Source organism: Streptomyces poriticola, assembly GCF_036689765.1.
In the GTDB taxonomy this organism is placed as follows: domain Bacteria; phylum Actinomycetota; class Actinomycetes; order Streptomycetales; family Streptomycetaceae; genus Streptomyces; species Streptomyces poriticola.
This window is the reverse complement of sequence record NZ_JBAGKH010000029.1, coordinates 1-15,458: the sequence shown is the minus strand read 5'-3', so window position 1 is coordinate 15,458 and position 15,458 is coordinate 1. Positions and strand designations below refer to the sequence as shown.

Here is a 15,458-nt window from a genome sequence, read left to right as displayed (position 1 = left end):
TGCGACCATCGTCGGGACGCCACGGCACGGCCCGCGCGCCGGAACCGGAGATCCCCCGCGGTACCCCGACCGGCACGGGTAAGGGTGGTAGCGGGAATCCCCGGGGGTACTCGCACGTTGTGACCAGTGACGGACCAGACTTCCAGCTACGTAAGGATCCAATGACCTCCTCTTCTTCCCCTTCCCAGGACACCCAGCGCCTTGCGCACAGCTACTCCGAGGGTCTTCGGGCCGATGCCCTGATGGAAGAGGACGTCGCCTGGAGCCACGAGATCGACGGAGAGCGGGACGGCGACCAGTTCGACCGCTCCGACCGCGCGGCCCTGCGCCGTGTGGCGGGGCTCTCCACCGAGCTCGAGGACGTCACCGAGGTCGAGTACCGCCAGCTCCGGCTGGAGCGGGTCGTCCTCGTCGGCGTCTGGACCACGGGAACCGCGCGCGACGCGGAGAACTCCCTCGCCGAGCTGGCCGCCCTCGCGGAGACGGCGGGCGCACTCGTCCTCGACGGCGTGATCCAGCGCCGGGACAAGCCCGACGCCGCCACCTACATCGGCTCCGGCAAGGCCGAGGAGCTGCGCGACATCGTCCAGGAGACGGGCGCGGACACCGTCATCTGCGACGGTGAGCTCAGCCCCGGCCAGCTGATCCAGCTGGAGGACGTCGCCAAGGTCAAGGTCATCGACCGGACCGCCCTGATCCTGGACATCTTCGCCCAGCACGCCAAATCCCGGGAGGGCAAGGCGCAGGTCGCGCTCGCGCAGATGCAGTACATGCTGCCCAGGCTGCGCGGCTGGGGCCAGTCGCTGTCCCGGCAGATGGGCGGTGGCCGCGGCGGTCTGGCGACCCGCGGTCCCGGTGAGACCAAGATCGAGACGGACCGGCGCCGGATCCGCGAGAAGATGGCGAAGATGCGCCGGGAGATCGCGGAGATGAAGACCGGCCGTGAGATCAAGCGCAGGGAGCGCCGCCGTCACAAGGTGCCCTCCGTCGCCATCGCCGGCTACACCAACGCCGGCAAGTCCTCCCTGCTCAACCGCCTCACCGGCGCCGGCGTGCTGGTCGAGAACGCCCTGTTCGCGACCCTCGACCCGACCGTCCGCCGGGCCGAGACCCCGAGCGGGCGGCTGTACACGCTGGCCGACACCGTCGGCTTCGTCCGGCATCTGCCGCACCACCTGGTCGAGGCGTTCCGCTCCACGATGGAGGAGGTCGGCGACTCCGACCTGATCCTGCACGTGGTGGACGGTTCGCACCCCGACCCGGAGGAGCAGCTGGCCGCCGTGCGCGAGGTGATCCGGGAGGTCGGTGCCACCTCCGTACCCGAGATCGTCGTGATCAACAAGGCCGACCTGGCCGATCCGCTGGTGCTGCAGCGGCTGCTGCGGGTCGAGAAGCACTCGCTCGTGGTCTCCGCCCGCACCGGCAAGGGCATCGACGAGCTGCGCGCCCTGATCGACCGCGAGCTGCCCCGCCCGTCCGTCGAGATCGAGGCGCTCGTGCCGTACACCCGCGGCAAGCTGGTCGCCCGTGCGCACGACGAGGGTGAGGTGATCTCCGAGGAGCACACCGCGGAGGGCACCCTGCTCAAGGCGCGGGTGCACGAGGAGCTCGCGGCGGAGCTCATGCCGTACGCCCCGGCGCCGATCGCCTGAGCACCGCGGACACCTCCGGCCGGACAGAGAGAGACGGCGGCGGGCCGCCCCCTGCAGCAGGGGGCGGCCCGCCGCCATGGCCGTCACGGACCGCTGCCGCATGTGCGGCAGGCCGCTTTCGTGCTGCCGAGGGCCGGAAGCCGCTTGCGGCTCCGACCCTCCGCGGCCGGTTCCTGGTTCCGAGCGCGCCGGACTACTGTCCTGCGAACTTGCCGCTGACCGCGTCGAACACGCCCTTGGCCGCCTCGCCCAGGCGCGGACCGGCCAGCCAGCCGCCCGTCACCGGGCCGATCGAGGTGTTGGAGACCAGTGCGGGCTTGCCGTCGGAACCGGTGGCGACCCAGCCGCCGCCGGACGAACCCCCGGTCATCGTGCAGCCGATGCGGTACATCGTCGGGTCGGACGCGGTGATCGACAGCCGGCCGGGCTTGTCCTCGCACCGGAACAGCTCCTGCCCGTCGTACGGCGGCGCGGCCGGGTAGCCGGTCGCGGTGATGCTCTCGACCTGCGGCACCGCCGGAGCCTCGAAGTCCACGTCCAGCGCCGAACCGACCGTCTCCTCCAGCGACTTGCCGCCGCTGCCGTCCTCCGGCGTCACATGGATGACGGCGAAGTCGTGGGCGGCGCCGTCGCCGCCCGTCGCTCCGCCCTGCTCGATCCACTGGTCCGACGTCTGCGCCCAGTCGCCCCACCAGACGCCGTACGGAGCGACCTCCTCCTTGGTGGCGTTCTGCAGCTCCTCGGTCGACATGCCCGCGTCGTTGTACGACGGCACGAAGGCGATGTTGCGGTACCAGCCTCCCTCCTTGCCGGCGTGCACGCAGTGGCCCGCGGTCCACACCAGGTTGGACCTGCCCGGGTTGGCCGGGTCCTTCACCACCGTCGCCGAGCAGACCATCGAGCCCTTGGGCGAGTCGAAGAGCAGCTTGCCCGCCGTGGCGGCGTTGTCGTGGTACTTGGGCGGCACGGACTGCGCCTCGACCGGCTGCGGCTCCGGGTCGGTGACCCCCTGGTCACCCGAGATCTCGCCCTCGTCGACCTCCTGGTCCGGTTCCTGGGCGTCCCGCATGCGGTCCGGGTCCCACAGCCCCTCGATGATCGGGTTGACGAAGTCCTGCGCCTCGCGCAGCCAGTCCTCCCGGTCCCAGTTCTTCCAGGCGCCGTCCCGCCACTGGTCGACGTCGATCCCGTGTTCCTTGAGCTTGTCCTTGATGTGGTCCGGGATCGTGATCCCGCCCTTGCCGTTGCCGTAGTCGGCGGCCGTGGCCGAGGCGTCCCCGCCCGCCTCGGCGTCCCCCGACTCGCAGGCTGTGGCGGTGAGCACCAGCGCCGAGACCAGGGCGACTGCGGCCGGCCCGGGGGAGGTGCGGCGCCCGCCCCCTCGTCGGCGGGCGGTGAACGACGGCCGTATGGAACGCATGGTGGTGACTCCCCCTGCTGTGAACGTACGTGGCGCCGAAGCCCGGTCGGACCGGCCGGCCGAGCCGTGCCGCCGACCGGGTGACGCCTGGAACGGCACCACACACTATGCGGTCGCTGTGGGGGAGTTCCGACGGAACGGCAACGGTTACGTCACGGCAAGGATCTTGCCGCAACCCGTAACCGGCCGACGGGTGCGCGGTTGGTAGCGGTGGGGGCCGGTCCGAGACTCGGTACGGGTGGGTCCCCGTGCGGAGGGCGACGCGCGAGGCCGGCTCGTCCCTGGAGAGCGGGAGGTCGGTAGCCGTGGAGGGATCCGGGTACGGGGAGTCGGCAGGGGGTCGGCGGTGACGTCGGTGGACGAGGCGCGTACGGCGCACGAGGGCGTACCGAGGCGTCAGACAGCGCGCGACCCGTCCACGCGCAGCTACGCGTGTGCCCTGCCGGTCGTGCCGGTCCGGGCCCGCGGCCTGACCGTCGACGGCGCGGACGGCCGCCGCTATCTGGACTGTCTCTCCGGCGCCGGAATGCTCGTCCTCGGGCACCACCACCCCGTCGTGCTGGAGGCGATCCGCAAGGTCCTCGACTCCGGTGTCCCCCTCCAGGTGCTCGGTGGGGCGACTCCGGTGGAGGACGCCTTCGTGGCCGAGTTGACCCGTACGCTGCCGCCGGCACTGGCGCGCCACGCGCGCGTGCGCTTCTGCGGACCGTCCCGGACCGACGCCCTGGAGACCGCCGTCCGCCTGGCCCGGGCGGCCACCGGACGGACCGGGATCCGCACCCTCGAACACGTCCCGTGCGAGGACGACGACGAGGAGAGGGCAGCCGAGGCCGCGCTCGCCGCCACCGAGGACCGTGCCCGGCTACCGGCGGGGGTGGTCGTGCACCCCGTACGGGGCGACGGCGGCATGGCCCCCGCCCCCGAGGGCTGGCTGCGCCGGCTGCGGGCGCTCACGGCCGACCGGGCCGTCCCGCTGATCGCCGACGAGTCCGAGACCGGCGTGGGACGCAGCGGCGCCTTCTGGGCCGTGCAGCACAGCGGGGTCAGCCCCGACGTCATGGTGCTCTCCCAGGCCATCGGCGGCAGCCTGCCGCTGGCCGTCGTCGTCCACCGCGACGGCCTGGAAACCGGGGAGCCCACGGCCCGCGCCTGCCGCGTCCGCGGCAACCAGCTCGCCATGGCCGCGGGCAGAGCGACCCTCGCCCACGTCCGCGAGCACCGGCTCGCCGAGCGTGCGGCGGTCCTGGGGTCCCGGATGCTCCGTCAACTGCGCGAACTGGCAGCGCGGTTCGGCTGCGTCGGCGAGGTGCGGGGGCGCGGGCTGATGATCGGGGTCCAGATGACGGACCCGGAGGCCGGGGCCGGCGCCGAGGCTGATGCCGGGGCCGGCACCGGATCCGCTCCAGCAGCTCATGGCCGCCGAGCGCGCGAACTGGCCGTCGCGGTACGCCGGGAGAGCCTGCGGCGCGGTCTCATCGTCGACGTGGGCGGCCGGCACGAGAACGTCGTCCGGCTGCTTCCGCCGCTGACCATCACCGAGGAGCAGGCGGCGGCGGTACTCGACCGACTCGCCGACGCGGTACGGGCGGTGGCCCGCACGCCGGCCGGGGGAGGCGCCACGTGAGCACTGTGCCGACGCCCCTCGACCGCGTCCCCGTCCCGCCGCCGACCCCGTACGACCGCCCGGTCCCCAGGTCCACGAGCACGGACGCCTCGGACCCGCCGGCCACGGGCCGGTGTTGGACGGACTCGCATGCGGCGGTCCCGGGCACGGGGGGTCCGGGCACGGGGGCCCCGCACGCGGAGGTCCCGGGCACGGCGGACCTGCTCGCGGCGGACTCGCACGCCATGGCCCAGTCGGCGGCGGTGGAGAACCTGCTGCGCTGCTGGGTGCGGGAGAAGGGGCTGCCCGCCCCCGGCGACGGCACCCTCCGCATCGCTCTGCCCGCCAGCGGTACGGCGCTGCTCGTCCCCGTCACCCACTGGTCGCCGACGGGCCGGCACCGCTTCGGCCCCCCGCGGCCGGCCGGTGCCCCCGAGGCCGCCGCACCGGCCGACGCGGTCATGGTCGCGGCGCTGCTCGCCCGGGAGGAGGCGGACGCCGACGGGACCCACGGCGCCGACCTCGTCGCGCGGGTCGCCGACTCCGTACGCCGTACCGCCCTCTTCCTCCGGGAACGCGCCGCGGGACCCGGAGCGGTGCCGGACGCCCCTGCCGACCTCTTCCTCGACGCAGAGCAGGCGCTCCTCCTGGGACACCCCCTGCATCCGGCGCCGAAGAGCCGCGAGGGACTGTCCGAGGCGGAGACCCGGCGCTACTCACCCGAACTGCGCGGCTCCTTCCCCCTGCGCTGGCTGGCCGTGGCACCCGGCCTCCTCGCCACCGACTCCGCCTGGACCGAGCGCGGCCGCCCGGTCCCCGCACCCCGGCTCACCGCGCGTCTCGCGGGGCCCGGTCCGGCGCTGCCGGACGGACACACCGCCCTGCCCGTCCACCCCTGGCAGCTCCGCGAGCTCCGCCACCGCCCCGATGTCGCCGCCCTGCTGGACGCGGGACTGCTCCTCGACCTCGGCGCCCACGGAGACCACTGGCACCCCACGTCCTCCGTGCGCACCGTCCACCGGACCGGCGCACCCGCCATGCTCAAGCTGTCCCTGGGGCTGGACATCACCAACTCTCGCCGGGAGAACCTCCGCAAGGAACTCCATCGGGGCGTCGAGGTCCACCGGCTGCTGCGCAGCGGGCTGTCCCGGCAGTGGCGGGCCGCACACCCCGGCTTCGACACCGTCCGCGATCCCGCCTGGGTGGGCGTCGACGCGGCGGACGGCACGCCGTTGCGCGGACTCGACGTGATGATCCGGCACAACCCCTTCGGCCCCTCGGACGACGTCTCCTGCGTCGCCGGTCTGGTCGCAGCGCGGCCCGGGCGGCCGGATCACCGCTCCCGGCTGGCGGACCTCGTCGCCCGGCTCGCCGCACGGACCGGCCGCCCCGTCGGGGCCGTCGCCGCCGAGTGGTTCCTGCGCTACCTGGAAGCCGTCGTACGTCCCGTGCTGTGGCTGGACGACGAGGCCGGTATCGCCCTGGAGGCACACCAGCAGAACACGCTCGTCCTCCTCGACCCCGACGGGTGGCCGGCCGGCGGACGCTACCGCGACAACCAGGGCTACTACTTCCGAGCATCCCGGCGCGCCGCACTCGAGGCCCGGCTGCCGGGCATCGGCGGGCACAGCGACACCTTCGTCGCCGACGAGGTCGCCGACGAACGCTTCGCGTACTACCTCGCCCTCAACAACGTCTGCGGTCTGATCGGTGCCTTCGGATCCATGCAACTCGCCGACGAACAGCTGCTGCTGGCCGCCTTCCGCCGGTTCCTCGGCGGCGCCGCCACGGGACCGGGCCGGGCGCCCGGGTCGCTGCCCGCGCTCCTGCTGGACTCACCCGTGCTGCGCTGCAAAGCCAATCTGCTGACCCGGCTGCGCGGCCTGGACGAGCTCGTCGGTCCGGTCGACACCCAGTCCGTCTACGTCACCATCGCCAACCCGCTGCACCGCTGACCCGTCCTCACGCCCCCCCGTCAAGCCTGACCGAACCCGCCTGCTGAGAGGAGCGCCGCCGTGCCACCCACCGACGCGAGCACCGACGCCGGTACCGACCCGGGAGCCGGTGCGGGTCCGGACGGCGAGGACACCCTGGACTTCCGGCTCCCCGACGACTTCGCTTCTCTCGTCGCGCCGCGGGACCCCGGTCCCGAACGCATGCCGTGGCTGGGGGACGATCTGCTCGACCGGATCGCCGACTGGGGGCCGAGCGTCACGCCCGCCGGGGTGTTCCACCTCGTTCCGGTCCGCCCGGAGCGGGACATTGCCATGATCGGGCGCTGGATGAACGACCCCGGTGTCTCGGCGTTCTGGGAGCTCAGCGGGGAGCAGGGCGTGACCGAGGAGCATGTGCGCGCCCAGCTGGCCGGCGACGGCCGCAGCGTTCCGTGCGTCGGCGTACTGGAGGGCACTCCGATGAGCTACTGGGAGGTCTACCGAGCCGATCTCGACCCGCTGGCCAGGCACGTGCCCGTCCGGCCCCACGACACCGGCATCCATCTGCTCATCGGCGACGCCGGCGACCGCGGGTGCGGGCTGGGCACCACGCTGATCAGGGCCGTCGCCGACCTAGTGCTCGCCCGCCGGCCGCGCTGCGCACGCGTCCTCGCCGAGCCCGACCTGCGCAACACCCCCTCCGTGGCCGCCTTCCAGGGCGCGGGATTCCGCTGCGTCGCCGAGGTGGACCTGCCCGCCAAGCGGGCCGCACTGATGATCCGGGACCGGTTCCCGAAGGCCCCGGCGTAGCGGTGCTCGGCCCGCGTTGCCCGGCCGCCGCCAGCCCAGTCCGCCGCCCGCGTTGTCCGGCCGCCGCCCGCGCTGACCGGCCGCCGCCCACACCACCGCAGTCGAGGAGCCTGTCGTCTTGACCCCCGTCCATGCTCCGGGCCCCGTTCGCCGTCCGGGCCTCGTTCGCCGTCCGGGCCTCGTTCGCCGTCCGGGCCCCGTCCACCCTCCGGGCCCCGTCCGCCGTCCGGTGGTCGCGGCCGTGATCGCCCGATTGTCAGTCCCGGGTCGTAGGGTGGACGGGCTATGACGAAGCCCTCACTCCCCGAACTCCTGCATGCCGCCGTCACCGCCGTGGGCGGCACGGAGCGCCCCGGTCAGGTGGCCATGGCCGAAGCCGTCGCGGAGGTCATCGACGACGGCTCCCATCTGCTGGTCCAGGCCGGCACCGGCACCGGCAAGTCGCTGGGGTACCTGGTGCCGGCGCTGGCCCACGGGGACCGGGTCGTCGTGGCCACCGCCACCCTGGCCCTCCAGCGCCAGCTCGTGGAGCGCGACCTGCCGCGCACGGTGGACGCGCTGCACCCGCTGCTGCGCCGCCGCCCGGAGTTCGCCATGCTGAAGGGCAGGTCGAACTACCTGTGTCTGCACCGCCTCCATGAAGGTGTCCCGCAGGACGAGGAGGAGGGGCTCTTCGACCAGTTCGAGGCCGCCGCCCCGACCAGCAGACTGGGCCAGGACCTGCTCCGCATGCGCGACTGGGCCGACGAGACCGAGACCGGCGACCGGGACGATCTCACCCCGGGCGTCTCGGACCGGGCCTGGGCCCAGGTGTCGGTGTCGTCCCGGGAGTGCCTGGGCGCCTCGAAGTGCGTGTACGGCGCGGAGTGCTTCGCCGAGAACGCCCGGGAGCGCGCCAAGCTCTCCGAGGTCGTCGTCACCAACCACGCGCTGCTCGCGATCGACGCCATCGAGGGTGCCCCGGTGCTGCCGCAGCACGAGGTGCTGATCGTCGACGAGGCGCATGAGCTGGTCTCCCGGGTGACCGGTGCCGCCACCGGCGAGCTCACTCCCGGCCAGGTCAACCGAGCGGTGCGGCGCGCCGCGAAACTGGTCAACGAGAAGGCCGCCGACCAGTTGCAGACCGCCGCGGAGGGCTTCGAGCGGCTGATGGAGCTGGCCCTGCCCGGCCGTCTGGAGGAGATCCCGGAGGACCTCGGCTACGCGCTGATGGCCCTGCGGGACGCCTGCCGTACGGTCATCTCCGCGATCGGGGCGACGCGCGACAAGTCGGTCCAGGACGAGGACGCCGTCCGCAAACAGGCGCTGGCCTCCGTGGAGAACGTGCACGACGTCGCCGAGCGGATCGCCAACGGCTCCGAGTGGGACGTCGTCTGGTACGAGCGGCACGACCGGTTCGGGGCCTCCCTCAGGGTCGCTCCCATGTCCGTGTCCGGTCTGCTGCGCGAGAAGCTCTTCGCCGACCGCTCGGTCGTCCTCACCTCGGCCACCCTGAAGCTGGGCGGCGACTTCAACGGCGTGGGTGCCTCACTGGGCCTCTCCCCGGAGGGAACCGAGGGCGACGACGTCCCGCAGTGGAAGGGCGTCGACGTCGGCTCGCCGTTCGACTACCGCAAGCAGGGCATCCTGTACATCGCCAAGCACCTGGCCCGCCCGGCGCGCGACGCAGACCGCGGTGACATGCTCGACGAGCTCACCGAGCTGGTCCGGGCCGCCGGTGGCCGCACCCTGGGGCTGTTCTCGTCGATGCGCGCGGCCCAGCTGGCCGCGGAGGAGCTGCGCTCCCGCATCCCCGACTTCCCCGTGCTCCTCCAGGGCGAGGAGACGCTAGGGGAGCTGATCAAGAACTTCGCCGCCGATCCGCGCACGTGTCTGTTCGGCACTCTCTCGCTCTGGCAGGGCGTCGATGTGCCCGGACCCAGCTGCCAGCTGGTCGTGATGGACAAGATCCCGTTCCCGCGTCCCGACGATCCCCTGATGAGCGCCCGGCAGAAGGCCGTGGAGGAGGCGGGGGGCAACGGTTTCATGGCGGTCGCCGCCACGCACGCGGCGCTGCTCATGGCCCAGGGCGCGGGTCGGCTCGTCCGGGCGTCGGGCGACCGCGGGGTGGTCGCCGTGCTGGACCCGAGGCTGGCCACGGCCCGGTACGGGAGCTACCTCAAGGCCTCGCTGCCCGACTTCTGGGCCACCACGGACGGCAACCAGGTCCGCAAGTCCCTCGCCGCGATCGACGCGGCGGCCCGGCAGGCGGACGCCGGGTGAGCGGACCGGCGCCCGGCAGGACGATCGGAGGGCGGTGAGGACCTGCGCCCGTCCTGCCAGGCGCTGAACACTCCGCCCGTCCTGTCGCCCTCGGAGACGCTGCCCGTCCTGCCCGGCCGTCGGAGCCGCTGCCCGTCCTATCGGCCGCTGGACGCTCCGACCTGCCTTCCGGCCGATGGAGACTCCGCCCGTCGTTCCGGGCGCCGGACAGCACAGGGCCCCGGAACCGGCGCAGTGGTCCCGGGGCCCGGTCGGTACGGCGGGCCGCAGGGTCGCCCGCCGTGGCCGCCTCAGACGCGGCGCAGTACCGCCACCACCTTGCCGAGGATGGTCGCGTCGTCGCCGGGGATCGGCTCGTAGGCCGCGTTGTGCGGAAGCAGCCAGACGTGGCCGTCCTCGCGCTTGAAGCGCTTGACGGTCGCCTCGCCGTCGAGCATGGCCGCCACGATGTCGCCGTTCTCGGCGACGGGCTGGCGGCGGACCGTGACCCAGTCGCCGTCGCAGATTGCGGCCTCGATCATCGAGTCGCCGACGACCTTGAGTACGAACAGCTCACCGTCGCCGACCAGCTGCCGGGGCAGCGGGAAGACGTCCTCGACGGACTCCTCGGCGAGGATCGGACCACCGGCGGCGATGCGGCCGACGAGCGGCACATAGGACGCGGCGGGCTTGCCGGCGGTGTCGGTGGGCTGCACCGACGCGGCCTGGTCGGAGCCGCGCACCTCGTACGCGCGCGGGCGGTGCGGGTCCCGGCGCAGGAAGCCCTTGCGCTCCAGGGCCATCAGCTGGTGGGCGACGGAGGACGTGCTGGAGAGGCCGACCGCCTGGCCGATCTCCCGCATCGACGGCGGGTAGCCCCGGCGCTGCACGGAGTCCCTGATGACCTCGATCACCCGGCGCTGGCGGTCCGTGAGTCCGGAGCTGTCGGCCCGGATGCCTGGAGGTCGGCCGGGCAGGGAGCGCTTGGGTCCCTCGGGACTCGCGGCGTCGCTCATCGCGGGCACGGGTTCGAGCCGGCCCGGGGAACGGTCCTGGGCAGTGATGGCGGCACTGTCTGCGGTGGTGGTCACGTCGTCGGCCCCTCTCGATGGTCTCCCTGCAGGACAACGGTAGATGCTTTCGAAAGGTTGCGCCAAACACACGTTCGAGTGAAAATTCGCGGATCACGTGACGTGATCAGGCGTCCAGGTGTATGGCTGCCGCGTTGTCCGGCGGGTACGAGGACCCGCTGCTGTACGCTTCACGGCCGGGGTGGGCGGTCGGCCGCGCGCGTTGCCGACCCAGTCTGCCACCCGGTTCCCGCCGTGCGGGGTCCGGTTCTCCTCCTGCGCGCAAGTCCCACGCGCCCTCCGTACGGGACTCACCGTATCTCCGCATGCGTCACCGCGGACGCGACACGCGTGAGTGGCGTGTATGTATGAGCCAATCCCCACATCTAGTGGTTGGATTGCATCAGCAGCCCACAAGTTGTGGTCGCTCGAGTCCCCCGAGGTCTACGGGCCCTCGGCGATCGCCTATGCTGGGGGCTGCTTCGGGAGGGGCCCGAGAGGTCCTACGAGGCTGTTGAGTCTGCTGTGAGGAGGGTTGGAGTCCATGCACTGCCCCTTCTGCAGGCACCCCGACAGCCGTGTCGTCGACAGCCGTACGACCGACGACGGCACGTCGATCCGCAGGCGCCGCCAGTGCCCCGACTGCTCGCGTCGTTTCACGACCGTGGAGACGTGCTCGCTGATGGTGATCAAGCGGTCCGGGGTCACCGAACCGTTCAGCCGCACCAAGGTCATCAACGGCGTGCGCAAGGCGTGCCAGGGCAGGCCCGTCACCGAGGACGCGCTCGCCCAGCTCGGCCAACGGGTCGAGGAGGCGGTGCGGGCCACCGGAAGCGCCGAGCTGACCACCCACGACGTGGGTCTGGCGATACTCGGTCCGCTCCAGGAACTCGACCTCGTCGCCTATCTGCGGTTCGCCTCGGTCTACCGGGCGTTCGAGTCGCTCGAGGACTTCGAGGCCGCGATCACGGAGCTCAGAGAACAGACGGGACAGTCCGATGCGGTCGACGCGGACCGCGCGGACACCGCCGGCGGGCAGCGCCCGGACGCTGCCACGGGGCGCCGGGAGGACGACCAAGGGCGCGGCGGGACCGCCGAGGTCCCCGAGCCCGCCCGCGCCGCGGACTGACCGGCGGGCCGGTACCGGACGGCAGGGCCTCCGGCGCCGGCGACACGGCGGCGATGAAGACCTGTCGCGGGCGCAGCGAGAGACGCCCGCGGCACCAGACAGAACACCGTGCCCACGGGAACAACGGGGCACTTCAGGGCGTTTTGCCCGTACAGGGAGGCGGCATGACAGAGACGGCGAGCGGTCCGGCACGGAGTTCCCGCGCCAAGGGTGCCAAGGCGGGCAAGGGACTCCGAGTCGAGCGCGTCCACACCACCCCCGGGATCCACCCCTACGACGAGGTCGCCTGGGAGGGCCGTGACGTCGTCATGACCAACTGGCGCGACGGCTCGGTCAACTTCGAGCAGCGCGGCGTCGAGTTCCCCGAGTTCTGGTCGGTGAACGCGGTCAACATCGTCACCAGCAAGTACTTCCGCGGCGCCGTCGGCACCCCGCAGCGCGAGACCAGCCTCAAGCAGCTGATCGACCGCATCGTGAAGACGTACCGGAAGGCCGGTGAGGACCACAGGTACTTCGCCTCGCCCGCCGATGCCGAGATCTTCGAGCACGAGCTGGCCTACGCCCTCCTGCACCAGATCTTCAGCTTCAACAGCCCTGTCTGGTTCAACGTCGGCACCCAGCAGCCCCAGCAGGTGTCCGCCTGCTTCATCCTCTCCGTCGACGACTCCATGGAGTCGATCCTCAACTGGTACAAGGAAGAGGGGATGATCTTCAAGGGCGGCTCCGGCGCCGGCCTGAACCTCTCCCGCATCCGCTCCTCCAAGGAACTGCTGTCCTCCGGGGGCAATGCCTCCGGCCCGGTCTCCTTCATGCGCGGCGCCGACGCCTCCGCCGGCACCATCAAGTCCGGCGGCGCCACGCGCCGCGCCGCCAAGATGGTCGTCCTCGACGTCGACCACCCCGACATCGAGGACTTCGTCGAGACCAAGGTCAAGGAGGAGGAGAAGATCCGCGTCCTGCGCGACGCGGGCTTCGACATGGACCTGGGCGGCGACGACATCACGTCTGTCCAGTACCAGAACGCCAACAACTCGGTCCGGGTCAACGACGAGTTCATGAAGGCGGTCGAGCAGGGCGGCAGGTTCGGCCTGCGGGCCCGGATGACCGGCGAGGTCATCGACGACGTCGACGCCAAGGAGCTCTTCCGCAAGATCGCGGAGGCCGCCTGGGCCTGCGCCGATCCCGGCATCCAGTACGACGACACCATCAACGCCTGGCACACCTGCCCCGAGTCCGGCCGGATCACCGCGTCGAACCCGTGCAGCGAGTACATGCACCTGGACAACACGTCCTGCAACCTGGCCTCGCTGAACCTGATGAAGTTCCTCAAGGACGACGGCCAGGGCAATCAGTCCTTCGAGACCGAGCGGTTCCAGAAGGTCGTCGAGCTGGTCATCACCGCGATGGACATCTCGATCTGCTTCGCGGACTTCCCGACCCAGGCGATCGGCGACAACACCCGCGCCTTCCGCCAGCTCGGCATCGGCTACGCCAACCTCGGCGCCCTGCTGATGGCCACCGGCCACGCCTACGACTCCGACGGCGGACGGGCACTGGCGGGTGCCATCACCTCCCTGATGACCGGAACCGCCTACCGGCGCTCCGCCGAGCTCGCCGCCGTCGTCGGTCCCTACGACGGCTACGCGCGCAACGCCGGCGCCCACCAGCGCGTCATGAAGCAGCACGCCGACGCCAACGGCGTGGCCGTACGCATGGACGACCTGGACAACCCGGTGTGGGCCGCGGCCACGGAGGCCTGGCAGGACGTGCTGCGCCTCGGCGAGAAGAACGGTTTCCGTAACTCCCAGGCATCCGTCCTCGCTCCCACCGGCACCATCGGATTGGCGATGTCCTGCGACACCACCGGTGTCGAGCCCGACCTCGCGCTGGTCAAGTTCAAGAAGCTGGTCGGCGGCGGCTCGATGCAGATCGTCAACGGCACCGTCCCGCAGGCCCTGCGCCGCCTGGGCTACCAGGAGGAGCAGATCGAGGCGATCGTCGCCCACATCGCCGAGCAGGGCAATGTGATCGACGCCCCCGGTCTGAAGCCCGAGCACTACGAGGTGTTCGACTGCGCCATGGGCGAGCGGGCCATCTCCCCGATGGGCCACGTCCGCATGATGGCCGCGGTCCAGCCGTGGATCTCCGGTGCCATCTCCAAGACGGTCAACATGCCGGAGTCGGCGACCGTCGAGGAGGTCGAGGAGATCTACTTCGAGGCCTGGAAGCTGGGCGTCAAGGCGCTCGCCATCTACCGCGACAACTGCAAGGTCGGCCAGCCGCTCTCCGCCAAGAAGAAGGAGGAGAAGGCTGCCGAGGCCGAGGAGGCCGCGGAGCCTGCGGTCGAGAAGGTCGTCGAGTACCGCCCGGTCCGCAAGCGCCTCCCCAAGGGCCGCCCCGGCATCACGACGTCCTTCACGGTCGGCGGCGCCGAGGGCTACATGACCGCCAACTCCTACCCGGACGACGGTCTCGGTGAGGTCTTCCTCAAGATGTCCAAGCAGGGCTCGACCCTCGCGGGCATGATGGACGCCTTCTCCATCGCGGTCTCGGTCGGCCTCCAGTACGGTGTGCCGCTGGAGACCTACGTCTCGAAGTTCACCAACATGCGTTTCGAGCCGGCTGGTATGACGGACGACCCGGACGTGCGGATGGCGCAGTCGATCGTCGACTACATCTTCCGCCGACTGGCGCTGGACTTCCTGCCCTTCGAGACCCGTTCCGCGCTCGGCATCCACTCCGCCGAGGAACGCCAGCGTCACCTGGAGACCGGCTCCTACGAGCCCTCCGACGACGAGCTGGACGTGGAGGGCCTGGCCCAGTCGGCGCCGCGCGCCCAGGAGCTGAAGGCCATCGCCACGCCGAGGGCCGGGGCCGAGGCCGCCAAGCCCGCGCCGCAGCAGGCGCACACCAGCGCAGAGCTGGTGGAGATGCAGCTGGGCATCCAGGCAGACGCCCCGCTGTGCTTCTCCTGTGGCACGAAGATGCAGCGCGCCGGGTCCTGCTACATCTGCGAGGGCTGCGGCTCGACGAGCGGCTGTAGCTGATTCCCGCGCCCGACGCGGGCGTGAACCTCCCGCCGAGGGCGGTGGAGCCGGTTCGCCGGCGCCACCGCCCTCGGCGTCCGGGACGGGACGCGCACCGGGGGCTGCCCCTGCAGGGCTCCGATGGCAGGCTCGCGCGCCGATCAACAGAATCGAGCAGGTCGGGTGCCGGTGAGCGAGCCGCCCGGGCCCGGACGGCCCGGAGCCCCGGCCGCCCTGTCCGGCCGGCCCCTCCCGCCGCTCCGCCTGAGCCCGGACAACCCCGCTGCCGCGGCTCGGTGCCTTTCCGGCTGCCCTACGCCGCGTCCGTCACCGCCGCGGGACTCCCCTGGCCCCAGAGCCCGCGCGCGCCCGTCCAGGGGCCGACGTCGCGGGTACCCTCGACGCGCACTTCGCCATGTGCCGGTGCGTCACGACGAAGACGTCCCGTGCCGCAGGGAGATCCCGAGGCACTGATCAGGCAGACGGGTCGCGGTGACGTCCTCGGGGGCGGGCGCACCGCGCCGAGTCACGGTGCCTCCCGGTACGGCAGGCACCCCGCCACCGCCGGCTGCT

General features: G+C 72.2%; 9 protein-coding genes. 7 read left to right on the top strand and 2 right to left on the bottom strand.

Features of this window, described 5'->3' with window-relative positions; translation table 11 throughout:
• Positions 1-161 precede the first annotated feature (161 nt).
• Positions 162-1,652: a GTPase HflX gene (gene hflX / locus V5O46_RS26235; RefSeq protein WP_332887177.1), complete on the top strand. Its 1,491-nt coding sequence runs from the start codon at positions 162-164 to the stop codon at positions 1,650-1,652.
• Between the two features lie 193 nt (positions 1,653-1,845).
• Here the strand turns inward: hflX and V5O46_RS26230 are convergent, their stop codons facing one another.
• Positions 1,846-3,072, bottom strand: a complete 1,227-nt coding sequence (locus V5O46_RS26230; RefSeq protein ID WP_332887176.1) for a trypsin-like serine peptidase — start codon at positions 3,070-3,072, stop codon at positions 1,846-1,848.
• A 346-nt stretch (positions 3,073-3,418) separates the two neighbouring features.
• Here V5O46_RS26230 and V5O46_RS26225 point away from each other — a divergent pair, with 346 nt between their 5' ends.
• The 4 genes from V5O46_RS26225 (at position 3,419) to V5O46_RS26210 (ending at position 9,681) form a co-directional block, all read left to right on the top strand.
• The gene (locus tag V5O46_RS26225; protein WP_332887175.1) at positions 3,419-4,696 is read left to right on the top strand and encodes an aminotransferase class III-fold pyridoxal phosphate-dependent enzyme; all 1,278 of its coding nucleotides are present in this window, start codon (positions 3,419-3,421) and stop codon (positions 4,694-4,696) included.
• Between the two features lie 5 nt (positions 4,697-4,701).
• The gene (locus V5O46_RS26220) at positions 4,702-6,630 is read left to right on the top strand and encodes an IucA/IucC family protein (protein WP_408649064.1); all 1,929 of its coding nucleotides are present in this window, start codon (positions 4,702-4,704) and stop codon (positions 6,628-6,630) included.
• Between the two features lie 60 nt (positions 6,631-6,690).
• Positions 6,691-7,419, top strand: a complete 729-nt coding sequence (locus V5O46_RS26215; protein WP_332887173.1) for a GNAT family N-acetyltransferase — start codon at positions 6,691-6,693, stop codon at positions 7,417-7,419.
• Positions 7,420-7,704: 285 nt separating this feature from the next.
• Complete coding sequence (locus V5O46_RS26210; protein ID WP_332887172.1) at positions 7,705-9,681, top strand: ATP-dependent DNA helicase; 1,977 nt, start codon at positions 7,705-7,707, stop codon at positions 9,679-9,681.
• 290 nt (positions 9,682-9,971) lie between these two features.
• Here the strand turns inward: V5O46_RS26210 and lexA are convergent, their stop codons facing one another.
• The gene (gene lexA / locus V5O46_RS26205) at positions 9,972-10,751 is read right to left on the bottom strand and encodes a transcriptional repressor LexA (protein ID WP_332887171.1); all 780 of its coding nucleotides are present in this window, start codon (positions 10,749-10,751) and stop codon (positions 9,972-9,974) included.
• Positions 10,752-11,274: 523 nt separating this feature from the next.
• On the opposite strand from lexA, the gene nrdR reads away from it, so the two are divergent.
• Together nrdR and V5O46_RS26195 are read left to right on the top strand one after the other, a co-directional pair.
• On the top strand, positions 11,275-11,859 hold the full coding sequence (gene nrdR / locus V5O46_RS26200) for a transcriptional regulator NrdR (protein ID WP_332887170.1): 585 nt from the start codon (positions 11,275-11,277) through the stop codon (positions 11,857-11,859).
• Between the two features lie 164 nt (positions 11,860-12,023).
• Positions 12,024-14,906, top strand: a complete 2,883-nt coding sequence (locus V5O46_RS26195) for a vitamin B12-dependent ribonucleotide reductase (RefSeq protein ID WP_332887169.1) — start codon at positions 12,024-12,026, stop codon at positions 14,904-14,906.
• Positions 14,907-15,458 lie beyond the last annotated feature (552 nt).